Source organism: Streptomyces sp. NPDC051913, from assembly GCF_044593635.1.
Lineage (GTDB): Bacteria > Actinomycetota > Actinomycetes > Streptomycetales > Streptomycetaceae > Streptomyces.
In genome coordinates, this window is the sequence record NZ_JBIUCI010000001.1 from 304,488 (window position 1) to 316,496 (window position 12,009).

5 protein-coding genes are annotated in these 12,009 nt (G+C 73.2%); 1 reads left to right on the forward strand and 4 read right to left on the reverse strand.

Features of this window, described 5'->3' with window-relative positions; all coding sequences use genetic code 11:
- Positions 1-43 precede the first annotated feature (43 nt).
- The 4 genes from ACIHIX_RS01410 to ACIHIX_RS01425 form a co-directional block, all read right to left on the reverse strand.
- A complete protein-coding gene (locus ACIHIX_RS01410; RefSeq protein ID WP_399948507.1) occupies positions 44-1,447 on the reverse strand; it encodes a dipeptidase in 1,404 nt (467 codons plus the stop codon).
- A gap of 10 nt (positions 1,448-1,457) precedes the next feature.
- Positions 1,458-4,958 (reverse strand): UvrD-helicase domain-containing protein, encoded by a 3,501-nt coding sequence (locus tag ACIHIX_RS01415; protein ID WP_399948509.1) that lies wholly within the window; start codon positions 4,956-4,958, stop codon positions 1,458-1,460.
- A 105-nt stretch (positions 4,959-5,063) separates the two neighbouring features.
- Complete coding sequence (locus ACIHIX_RS01420) at positions 5,064-8,390, reverse strand: ATP-dependent helicase (protein ID WP_399948511.1); 3,327 nt, start codon at positions 8,388-8,390, stop codon at positions 5,064-5,066.
- Between the two features lie 302 nt (positions 8,391-8,692).
- A complete protein-coding gene (locus ACIHIX_RS01425) occupies positions 8,693-9,070 on the reverse strand; it encodes an MGMT family protein (protein ID WP_399948513.1) in 378 nt (125 codons plus the stop codon).
- Positions 9,071-9,256: 186 nt separating this feature from the next.
- Here ACIHIX_RS01425 and ACIHIX_RS01430 point away from each other — a divergent pair, with 186 nt between their 5' ends.
- Entirely contained in the window at positions 9,257-11,971 is a 2,715-nt protein-coding gene (locus ACIHIX_RS01430) for a lysylphosphatidylglycerol synthase domain-containing protein (RefSeq protein ID WP_399948515.1), read from the forward strand.
- The last annotated feature ends 38 nt before the right edge of the window (positions 11,972-12,009 follow it).

Below are 12,009 nucleotides of genomic sequence, written 5' to 3' on the forward strand. Positions count from 1 at the left end.
GAACGGATTGTTTCGGCGGGCGGTTCGGCGGGACGGTCGAGGTTCAGGGCACATGGCGCCAGTGCTCCGCCAGGTCGCCCCACAGGTACGCGGTGGTCTCGACGCCCTTGAGGAGGAGATCCAGTTCGACCTTCTCGTTGGGCGCGTGCCAGCCGTCGGACGGGACGGAGATGCCGAGGAAGAGCACGGGGGCGCCCAGGACCTCCTGGAGGTCGGCCGCCGGCCCCGACCCTCCCTCGCGGGTGAAGCGGACGGGCTTCTCGAAGGCGCGGCCCATCGCGCGGACGACGGACTCAAGGGCCGGGTGGTCCAGCGGGGTCAGACACGGGCGCGTGCCGCCGCTGAAGGTGATCTCGCAGCGGATCCCGGCGGGCACCTGGGTGGCGGCCCACGCGCGGACGACCTTCTCGACGTGGTCGGGTTCCTGTCCGGCGACGAGCCGGAAGGAGAGCTTCACCATGGCGGAGGCCGGGATGACGGTCTTGCTGCCGGCTCCCTGGTAGCCGCCGCCGATGCCGTTGACCTCGGCGGTGGGGCGAGCCCAGATGCGCTCCAGGGTGGTGTGCCCGGCCTCGCCCTGGGTGGCGTACGACCTGGCGGTGCGCAGCCACTGGTCCTCGTCGAAGGGCAGTTCGGCGAGGAGGGCGCGCTCGCGGTCGGTGAGTTCGACGATGCCGTCGTAGAAGCCGGGGACGGCCACGCGTGCGTGCTCGTCGTGCAGCGCGGCGACCAGGCGGGCCACGGCGGTCGCCGGGTTGGGCACGGCACCGCCGAAGGAACCGGAGTGGATGTCCTGGTCGGGGCCGTACAGCTGGATCTCGCACTCGGCGAGGCCCCGCATGCCGGTGCAGACGGTGGGGGTGTCCTCGGACCACATGCCGGTGTCGGAGACGATCACGGCGTCGGCGGCCAGGCGCTCCGCGTGCTCCTCGACGAGGGCGCGGAAGTGCGGCGAACCGGACTCCTCCTCGCCCTCGATGAGCAGCTTGAGGTTGACGGCGGGGGCCGTGCGGCCGGTGGCGGCGAGGTGGGCGCGGACGCCGAGTGTGTGGAAGAACACCTGGCCCTTGTCGTCGGCCGCCCCGCGCGCGTAGAGGCGGTTGTCGCGGACGACGGGTTCGAAGGGCTCACTGTCCCAGCCGTCCGCCAGGGCGGCGGGCTGTACGTCGTGGTGGCCGTAGACCAGGACCGTGGGAGCGCCGGGGACGTCGGAGGGCCACTCCGCGAAGACGGCGGGGGCGCCCGGGGTCGGCCAGACCTCGGTGGTCGGGAAGCCGGTCTCGGTGAGTTTGGCGGCGAGCCAGTCGGCGCTGCGGCGTACATCGGGCGCGTGGTCGGGCTGGGCCGACACGGAGGGGATGCGCAGCCACTCGGCGAGGTCGTCGAGGAAGGCGGTGCGGTGCTGCTCGATGTACGTACGGACGGCGCTGTCCGGGGTCAGGCTCATGGTCACGAGCCTATCGGCCCGCACCGACATCCTCGGTGGGCGGTTCCTCACAGTTTGCTTGCGCGGAGGAGCCCTCCAGAAGCAATCGCTCCAGTGTTCCGCGCCCGGGCAGACCGTCCGGCCGTACGACCTCGCCGGTGCGCACGAACACGAACGCCGCCGTGACCGACTCCAGGGGCACTCCCTGCTGCTCGGCCCAGCCGAGCCGGTAGAGGGCGAGTTGCAGGGGGTCGGACGTACCGTCGCGGCTGGTCTTCCAGTCGACGATCTCGTACGACGGCGTCCCGCCGTCGTCCTGCCGGTAGACGGCGTCGATACGCCCCCGGACCACCCGGCCCGCGATGGCGAGCTGGAACGGTGCCTCCACGCGGTACGGCGTGCGGTGGGCGTACTCGGTGCGTTCGAACGCCTCCTTGAGGGACTCCAGGTCGCGGTCGTCGGCGATGTCGGCCTCGCTGCCGGGCAGCTCCTCCGGGTCGAGCATGGGCAGCGTCAGCTCTTCGAAGCGGGCTTCCACCCAGGCGTGGAACCGGGTGCCCCGGCGCGCGGACGGTTGCGGGGGGCGCGGCATGGGGCGCGCGAGTTCCTGCGCGAATCCGTCGGGGTCCTCGGCCAGGCGCATCAGCTGGGAGACGGTGAGCGAGGCAGGCAGGGGTACGTCGGTGACGGCCTGCCGCGCGCGCAGGAGCTCGCCGGTGAGGGCGTCGAGGTCGCGGTCCCAGGAGGCGAGGGTGCGGGCTTCCTCCGGGGTGAAGGGGTCGGGTTCCCGGGGGAAGGGTTCCCGGTCCGTGGGGTGTGGGAGCGCCCGTGGGGACTGCGCCTGGGGTTCCGGGGCGGTCGCCTGGTGCGGGACCGAGGGACGGTCCGTGGTCCAGGAGTCCCAGTCGGCCGGGTCGTCCGGGTCGTCCTCGGAGGAGGGCTCCTCCTCGTAGGGGGCTTCGTCGTCCTCGGGCGGGGGTGGCCAGTCGGGGTCCTCGTAGTCGTCCGGGTCGTGGGCGTCCGCGCGGGAGGCGAGGTGCTCCAGGTGGGCCAGGACCGTCTCGGCGGCGGCGCGGCGGCGGGCCAGGGACGCGTCGTCCAGGGGCAGCGGCCACACCTGGTCGTCGGTGGCCCGGTGCAGGGCCGGGTTCTCCTCGTCCTCGGCGGGCTCCTCGGCCCAGGCCTCGATCTCGCCGTGTCCGGCCGCGCAGTGGTCGTGGAGGGCCTGGAGGAAGTCGGAGGGGCCGCGGGGCTTCTTCTGGGCGGGGCCCCACCAGTGGCCCGAGCCGAGGAGGAGAGAGCGGGGGCGGGTGAAGGTGACGTAGCCGAGGCGGAGTTCCTCGGTGTGCTGGTGGTCCTTCATGGCCTCCTGGAAGGCCTTCAGGGCGCGCGAGTCCCAGGCCTCGACCTCGGGCAGGGTGGCGGCGTCGCCGCGCAGTTCGTGCGGCAGCACCTTGCCCTGGGCGGTCCACTTCTCGCGGCCCTGGGTGCTGGGGAAGGTACCGGTGACCAGGCCGGGGACGGCGACGACGTCCCATTCCAAGCCCTTGGACTTGTGCGCGGTGAGCACCTTGACGGTGTTCTCGCCGCCGGGCAGGGCGTTGTCGAGGCCCTTCTCGTACTGGGCGGCGGTGCGCAGGAAGCCGAGGAAGGCCAGCAGGGTGGCCTCCCCGTCGCCCGCGGCGAAGGAGGCGGCGACGTCCAGGAAGTTGGACAGGGTCTCGCGCCGGCGGGCGGCCAGGGCGTGCGGGGACGCCGACAGCTCCACTTCGAGGCCCGTGACCGCGAGGACGCGGTGCAGCACGTCCATCAGCGGATCCGAGAGCGAGCGGCGCAGGTCGCGCAGTTCGGTGGCCAGCCGCGCGAACCGCACGCGCGCGTCCGGCGAGAACGGCAGACCGTCCTCCTCGCGCTCGGTGGCGAAGGGCAGCTCCACGAACGTGTCCAGCGCGTCCGCGAGCGATATCACCTCGGACGGGTCGACCCCTTCGACGGCCTCCGCGAGTCGGCGGTCCCGGTCGTCGCCCGCGTCCACGCGCGCGTGGGACACCAGCAGACGGGCGCGGCGCCCCAGGAGGGCGAGGTCACGGGGGCCGATGCGCCAGCGCGGGCCGGTCAGCAGACGGACTAGGGAGGCGTTGGCGCCGGGGTCCTGGAGGACTTCGCAGACGGCGACGAGGTCGGCGACCTCGGGCAGGTGCAGCAGCCCGGAGAGGCCGACGACCTCGACGGGGACGTCCCTGGCGACCAAGGCGCCCTGGATCTCGGCGAAGTCGGTCGCCGTACGGCACAGGACGGCGACCTCGCCGGGCGCCTTGCCCGTGTTCACGAGGTGGGCGACCGAGTCGGCGATCCAGTCGATCTCCTCGGCGTGGGTGCGCAGCAGTGCGCAGCGCACCACGCCGTCGCGTTCGGCACCGGGTGCCGGGCGGAGGGCCTCCACGCCCGCGTGCATGGCCCGCAGCGGCTCGGCGAGGCCGTTGGCGAGATCGAGGAGGCGGCCGCCGCTGCGGCGGTTCTCGCTGAGCGACTGGCGGGTGGCCCGGCTGCCGTCGGCGTGGGCGAAGTGCTCGGGGAAGTCGTCGAGGTTGGCGACGGAGGCGCCGCGCCAGCCGTAGATCGCCTGGCAGGGGTCGCCGACCGCGGTCACGGGGTGGCCGGTGCCGCCCCCGAAGAGGCCCGCCAGGAGGATGCGCTGGGCGACCGACGTGTCCTGGTACTCGTCGAGCAGGACGACCCGGAACTCGTCGCGCAGGACGCGACCCACCTCGGGGATCCGGGCGAGCTCGGCGGACAGGGCGATCTGGTCGCCGAAGTCGAGCAGGTCGCGCTCGCGCTTCGCGGCCCGGTAGCGGCCCACCAGCTCGGCCAGTTCACGCCGGGCGGCGGCCGCTTCGGGGACCTTGCGCAGGTCCGCGTTGGTGAGCTTGGCGCCCTGGAGGGCGAGCAGCAGCTCGGCGTCGTACGCCCGCAGGGCCTCCGGTCGTACGAGGTGTTCGGCGAGCTCGGCGTCGAGGGTGAGGAGGTCGCCGACGAGGTCCGGGAAGGAGCGGGTCAGCGCCGGGTAGGGGCCGGGGGCTTCGCGCAGCACGCGCGCGGCGAGCTGGTAGCGGGTGGCGTCGGCCAGGAGGCGGGACGTCGGTTCGAGACCGATGCGCAGGCCGTGGTCGGTGAGCAGGCGGCCCGCGAACGCGTGGTACGTCGAGATGACCGGCTCGCCCGGTGGGTCGTCCGGGTCGATGACGTCGGGGTCGGTGACGCCCGCCTTGATCAGCGCCTTGCGGACGCGCTCGGCGAGTTCACCGGCGGCCTTGTTGGTGAACGTCAGGCCGAGGACCTGCTCGGGGGCGACCTGGCCGGTGCCGACCAGCCAGACCACGCGGGCCGCCATCACCGTCGTCTTGCCCGAGCCCGCACCGGCCACGATCACCTGCGGGGCGGGCGGCGCGACGATGCAGGCCGTCTGCTCCGGGGTGAACGGGATGCCGAGGAGCTCCTTGAGCTGATCGGGATCGGTGATACGGGCGGGCATGTGGCAGAGGCTAGCGGCGGCCACTGACAGCCGAGGACGAATCGACCGCCGATTCGAGAGAAGCGCAGGTCATCACGTGTGGTGCGACGCGTCACAGCCGTCCGGTCACTCCACTACCTGGCGTCCCTCGGGTCGGGCGCTGCACGACGCCCGGAAGGCGCAGTGGGTGCAGTGCTGGCCGGTGGTCGGGGTGAACCGTTCGTCGAGGACCTTGCCGGCGGCCGTGGCGAGCAGGTCGCCGACCCACTCCCCCTCCAGCGGCTCCTGTGCCTGCACCTTGGGCAGGGTCTCGCCGCCGTCGCGCTTGGCGGCGCCCTGGCGCAGCTGGACGAGTTCGGCGCCGCCCGGCTCGGGGCGTACGCCGTCGAAGGCCTCGTCGACGGCGCCCTCGCGGACGGCGAGCTGGTAGACGGCGAGCTGTGGGTGGTGCTCCACCTCGCGCGCGGTCGGCGCCTGTTTGCCGGTCTTGAAGTCGACGACATAGGCGCGACCGTCGCCGTCCGCCTCGACGCGGTCCATCTGGCCGCGGATGCGCACCTCGTAGTCGCCGGCTTCGAGGGTGACGTCGAAGTCGTGCTCGCTGGCGACCGGGGTGCGGCCGGCGCGGGCGCCACTCGTGTCGACATGCCACTTCAGGAAGCGTTCGAGCGCCACGCGCGCGTTCTCCTTCTCCTGCGCCGACTTCCAGGGCGCGTCGAAGGCGAGGGCGTTCCACACGGAGTCGAGGCGCTCCATGAGGACGGCGAGGTCGGCCGGGGTATGTCCGGAGGCGACCTCGTCGGCGAGGACGTGCACGACGTTGCCGAAGCCCTGGGCGACCGTCGCGGGCGCGTCGGCCTTCACCTCGCGGCCCAGGAACCATTGCAGGGCGCAGGTGTTGGCGAGTTGGTCGAGGGCGCTGCCGGAGAGCACGACGGGCTGGTCACGGTCGCGCAGCGGCACCTTGGACTCGGTCGGCTCGAACATGCCCCACCAGCGGTAGGGGTGGGCGGAGGGGACGAGTGGGCGACCGTCCTCGTCGGTGAGGGCGGCGAGCCTGGCCAGCCGGCGGGCGGCGGCCTCCCTCAGGCCGTCCGACACGCGCGGGTCGACGGTCGTGGCGCGCAGCTCGGCGACGAGCGCGGCGACGGACAGGGGGCGGCGCGGGCGGCCGGTGACGTCCTTGGGTTCGACGCCGAGCTCGGTCAGGAAGCGGGAGGGCTGGTCGCCGTCGTCGGCCGGGGCCTTGACCGCCGTGACGACGAGGCGCTCACGCGCGCGTGTGGCGGCGACGTAGAACAGGCGGCGTTCCTCGGCCAGCAGCGCCCCCGGGGTGAGCGGTTCGGCGAGGCCGTCGCGGCCGATGCGGTCGGCCTCCAGGAGGGAGCCGCGGCGGCGCAGGTCGGGCCACAGGCCCTCCTGGACGCCGGCGACGACGACCAGACGCCACTCCAGGCCCTTGGAGCGGTGCGCGGTCATCAGACGGACGGCGTCGGGGCGTACGGCACGCCGCGTGAGGGTGTCGGCGGCGATGTCCTCGGCGTCGATCTCCTCCAGGAAGTTGAGGGCGCCGCGGCCGCCGCTGCGCTCCTCCGCGCGGGCGGCGGTGGCGAACAGCGCGCACACGGCGTCCAGGTCGCGGTCGGCGTTGCGGCCGGCCGCGCCGCCGCGCCGGGCGGCCCGCTCCAGGCGGGCGGGCCACGGTGTGCCGTTCCACAGGTCCCACAGCGCCTCCTCCGCGCTGCCGCCGCCCGCGAGGCGCTCACGGGCCTTGCGCAGCAGCGCGCCCAGGCGTTGGGCACCTCGCGCGTACGCGGGGTCGTGCACGGCCAGCCGCTCGGGCTCCGCGAGCGCCCGCGCGAGCAGCTCGTCCGAGGGCGGCGGCAGGGCGTTGCCCGCTGCCCGCTCCTCGTCGCGCAGGGCACGGCCGAGACGGCGCAGGTCCGCGGCGTCCATGCCGGCGAGGGGGGAGGTGAGGAGGGTGAGGGCGGTCTCGGTGTCGAGCCAGCAGGTTTCGGGCTCCTGGGGCTGGGGTTCAGCCTCCTCGGACCGCGCCCCGGCCTCCGCCGTCGCCACCGCCCGCAATGCCGTCAGCAAGGGCGACACCGCCGGTTCGTGCCGCAGCGGAAGGTCGTCGCCGTCGATGTCCAGGGGTACGCCCGCTGCCGTGAGCGCCCGGCGCACCGTCGGGATGGTGCGCGACCCGGCGCGCACCAGGACGGCCATCTCGCCCCAGGGCACGCCGTCCTCCAGGTGGGCCCGGCGCAGGATGTCGGCGACGTTGTCCAGTTCCGTACCGGGCGTCGGGTACGTGAAGACGTCGACGCGCCCGCCCTCCCTGACCGGTGTGAGCTCGCGGTGGGCGCGGACCTTCTCCGCGGGCAGCCGGGTGAGCGGCATGCGCTGGGTCAGCAGCCGGGTCGCGGTCAGCAGTCCGGCGCCGGAGCGGCGGGAGGTGCGCAGGACCTCGACGGGCGCCGGGCGGCCGTCGACGCGCGGGAAGGCGTCGGGGAAGTCCAGGATGCCGTTCACGTCGGCGCCGCGGAAGGCGTAGATCGACTGGTCGGGGTCGCCGAACGCGACGAGGGTGCGTCCGCCGCCGGCGAGGGCGTGCAGGAGCCGCACCTGGGCCGGGTCGGTGTCCTGGTACTCGTCGACGTAGACGGCGTCGTACTGCGCGGCCAGCCGCCCGGCGGTCTCCGGGCTGTGGGCGAGGAGCACCGCGCGGTGGACGAGTTCGGCGTAGTCGAGGACGCCCTGGAGGTCGAGGACGTCGAGGTACTCGGCGAGGAAGGCCGCGGCGGCACGCCAGTCGGGGCGGCCGATACGGCGGGCGAAGGCGTCCAGGGCGGCCGGGTCCAGGCCCAGTTCGCGGCTGCGGGCGAGCACCGCGCGGACCTCGTCGGCGAAGCCCCGGGTGGTGAGACAGGCCCGCAGTTCGTCCGGCCAGCGCACGTGCGCGAGGCCCAGCCGCTCCAGGTCGGGCTGGCCGGAAAGGAGTTCGCGGACGGTGACGTCCTGCTCGGGGCCGGACAGCAGCCGTAGCGGCTCCACGAACAGGTCGCTGTCCTGGTGGGCGCGGACCAGGGCGTAGCAGAACGAGTGGAAGGTGGTCGCCTGCGGCGCCCGGCCGGCTCCTATGCGCAGCGCCATGCGGTCACGCAGTTCGACGGCGGCCTTGCGGCTGAACGTCAGCACGAGCACGCGCGCGGGGTCGCCGCCGCGGGCGACGCGCGCGGCCACGGACTCGACGAGGGTGGTGGTCTTGCCGGTGCCCGGGCCTGCGAGGACGAGCAACGGGCCGCCCTTGTGCTCAACCACGGAGCGCTGCGCGGCGTCCAGAGGAGGGGGATCCACTCGGGCCGGCGGGGTACGCACCAGTCGGTAAGCGCCACGGTTCCCCTGGCGCACCTGGGGGTGCGCCAGGCGCCTTGTGGAGGAAGAGGAGCTCACGTGGTTCGCCGGTCCTGGTGGGTGTGCTGGTTGGCTGTCCGCCATGCGTGCAGGGCGGTGATCGCGGGGTGAGGGGGGCGTGTGCAGCCGACGCTACGCCGACCAACGGATTGGAAGCAGGGCTTCCGCTTCTTCCCTCGGAGCACGCGCGGCACTCTCGACCCGTACGTCCCCCGGAGCACTCGCGGCCCTCGCGGCACGTACGTCCCTCGCCCCTCGAACGTACGCCATGCCACGGACGTGCCCCTGTTCCCCCGTACGGATCACAGGCTCCCCCAGGGCCCGTCCGATGGCGGAAGCTGTCAGGTGTGACCCTCCGCGCGTCCACCGCCGTCCCACCGCGCCCGTTTCATGTCCAGGCGCGGCATGTGGCCCTCGGCGGCCCTGCTCGCCGTCTTCAGGGGCGTGCCCTCGGCCCGGTAGTGATCGAGCGCCCGCAGCTCGTGGCCGGGCAGCAGCACGCCGTCCGAGCGGACCACACGCCACCACGGGACGGCGCCTCCGTAGAGCGCCATCACCCGGCCGACCTGACGCGGGCCGCCCTCCTCCAACCACTCGGCCACGTCGCCGTAGGTCATGACGCGCCCGGGCGGGATGAGATCGGCCACCTCGAGGACGCGCTCGGCGTACTCCGGGAGGGCGTCCGGCGGTACGTCCCGCACAAGGCTCTCGTCGCTCATCCGCCCCATCCTGCCCCACCCCACCGACAATGTGACGCGCTGGCGACCGCGAGGATCCCTCGCCCTGGAGCGGCGCTTCCGGCAGACTGTGCGCCCCCGCATGTGCACCCTGACGCCCCGGTGTGTCGGCGGAGCATGCCACCATCGTGCGGGCGGTGACCGGTGATACGAGATCAAGAAGAGACGATGAAGCAACAGGGCGTGCCCCCGGAGGACACGGAGAGCACCTCTGACGCTTCGTCGCGCCCCGGCGCCGACGACGCGGCCGACACCTCCGCGACCAGCGCCGACTTCGACGAGGAGACCCACGCCGAAGAGGTCGAGGGCGACGAACCCCTCCTCCCCGCGCGCGTGCACCGGCCCTCGGACCTGATGCGGCTCCTGGTGGGTGTTCTCGCGGTCGTCGTGCTGCTGGCGATCGCCGCGTTCGCGCACGGCACGACCTCGGGCCTCGAACAGGACATCAACAAGGGCACCGGACAGGCGCCCGACCTGCTCATCAAGATCGCGGGCCTCGCCTCCAGCATCGCGATCCTGCTGGTGCCGGTCGCCTTCGCGATCGAGCGGCTGATCAAACGCGACGGGCTGCGCATCGCCGACGGCGTGCTCGCGGCGGTCCTCGCCCACGGTGTGACCCTGGCCACCGACCTCTGGGTCGCCAAGGCCGCTCCGGACTCGATCCAGGAGGCGCTGACCCAGCCCTCCCCGGGCGACATCCACGCCCTGACCGACCCGGTGCACGGTTATCTCGCGCCGGTCATCGCGTACATGACGGCGGTCGGCATGTCTCGACGGCCGCGCTGGCGCGCGGTGCTCTGGATCGTGCTGATGCTCGACGCCTTCTCGATGCTCGTCACGGGCTACACGACCCCGTTCTCGATCATCCTGACGGTGCTCATCGGCTGGACCGTGGCCTACGGCACGCTGTACGCGGTCGGCTCGCCCAACGTCCGGCCCACCGGACGCACGCTGATGGCGGGCCTGCGGCACGTCGGCTTCCACCCGGTCAGCGCGGCCCGCGAGGAGGCCGTGGAGACCCCGGAGACCGGAGACCGGGGCCGACGCTACTTCGTCACCCTGGAGGACGGCCCGCCGCTCGATGTGACGGTCGTCGACCGGGAGCAACAGGCGCAGGGCTTCTTCTACCGCGCGTGGAGGAATCTGACCCTGCGCGGCTTCGCCACCCGCAGCAGCCTGCCCTCCCTGCGCCAGGCCCTGGAGCAGGAGGCCCTGCTGGCCTACGCCGCCATCGGGGCCGGCGCCAACGCACCCAAGCTGATCGCGACCTCCGAGCTCGGCCCCGACGCCGTGATGCTCGTCTACGAGCACACCGGCGGACGCACCCTCGACTCGCTGGCGGACGAGGAGATCACCGACGACCTGCTGCGCGACACCTGGCACCAGGTGCGGGCCCTGCAGTCCCGGCGCATCGCGCACCGGCGCCTCGTGGGCGACGCGATTCTGGTGGATCGTTCCGGCACCGTGATCCTCACCGACCTGCGCGTCGGTGAGATCGCGGCCGGCGACCTGCTGCTGCGCATGGACATCTCCCAGCTGCTGGTGACGCTCGGGCTGCGCGTGGGCGCCGAACGCGCGGTGGCGGCCGCGGTGAACGTGCTCGGCCCCGACGCCGTCGCCGACTGTCTGCCGATGCTCCAGCCCATCGCCCTGAGCCGCTCCACGCGCGCGACACTGCGCACGCTGGCCCGGGAACGCGCCCAGCGCGAGCGCGACGCGATCCTGGAGGCCTCCCGACAGGCCAAGCAGGCCAGGCTCGAAGAGGCCCACGAGGACGCCAAGCCGGTGCTCGACAAGCCCGACAAGAAGGCCGTACGCGCGGAGGCGCGGGCCGAGAAGCGGGCCATCGACGAGGCACTGGACGAGGCGCGCGAGGACGATCTGCTCACGCTCATCCGCCATGAGGTACTGCTGATCAGGCCCCAGGCGCCCGTCGAGCCGGCCCGTCTGGAGCGGGTGCGTCCGCGCACGCTCATCAGCGTCATCGCCGGTGCCATCGGCGCGTACTTCCTGCTGACGCAGCTGACCCACATCGAGTTCGGCCCGCTCATCCAGAACGCCGAGTGGGGCTGGGTCGCGGCGGCCGTGCTGTTCTCGGCGGCGAGCTACTTCGCGGCGGCGATGTCACTGCTGGGGTTCGTGCCCGAGCGGGTGCCCTTCATGCGGACCGTGGGCGCGCAGGTCGCCGGGTCCTTCGTGAAGATCGTCGCGCCGGCCGCGGTGGGCGGCGTCGCCCTCAACACGCGCTTCCTGCAACGACAGGGGGTGCGACCCGGGCTCGCGGTGGCCAGTGTCGGCGCCTCGCAGCTGTTCGGGCTCGGCTGCCACATCCTGATGCTGCTCTCCTTCGGCTATCTGACCGGCACCGAGAAGACGCCGTCGCTGTCGCCCTCCCGGACGGTCATCGCGGGTCTGCTGACGGTGGCGGTGCTCGTGCTGGTGGTCACCTCCGTTCCGTTCCTGCGGAAGTTCGTGGTCACGCGCGTGCGTTCGCTCTTCGCCGGCGTCATCCCGCGCATGCTCGACGTGCTGCAGCGGCCGCAGAAGCTCTTCACCGGCATCGGCGGCATGCTGCTGCTGACCGCCTGCTTCGTGATGTGCCTGGACGCCTCGATCCGGGCCTTCGGCACCGAGGGTTCCTCGCTCAGCATCGCCAGCGTCGCGGTCGTCTTCCTCGCCGGCAACGCGCTCGGTTCGGCGGCTCCGACACCGGGCGGTGTGGGCGCCGTGGAGGCGACCCTGACGGTCGGTCTGATCGCCGTGGGCCTGCCCAGCGAGGTCGCCGCACCCGCCGTCCTCCTGTACCGGTTGCTGACCCTGTGGCTGCCGGTGCTGCCGGGCTGGCTGGCCTTCAACCACCTGTCCCGCAAGGGAGCGCTGTAGGCACCACGCAGGGCCCGCCTCAGGGGCACGCGCGCGTA

Bases quoted from the DNA above. Each gene is read 5' to 3' on its own strand.
- ACIHIX_RS01415 (WP_399948509.1), bottom strand. From the start codon at position 4,958: ATGCCCGCCCGTATCACCGATCCCGATCAGCTCAAGGAGCTCCTCGGC.
- ACIHIX_RS01430 (WP_399948515.1), top strand. From the start codon at position 9,257: ATGAAGCAACAGGGCGTGCCCCCGGAGGACACGGAGAGCACCTCTGAC.
- ACIHIX_RS01410 (WP_399948507.1), bottom strand. From the start codon at position 1,447: ATGAGCCTGACCCCGGACAGCGCCGTCCGTACGTACATCGAGCAGCAC.
- ACIHIX_RS01425 (WP_399948513.1), bottom strand. From the start codon at position 9,070: ATGAGCGACGAGAGCCTTGTGCGGGACGTACCGCCGGACGCCCTCCCG.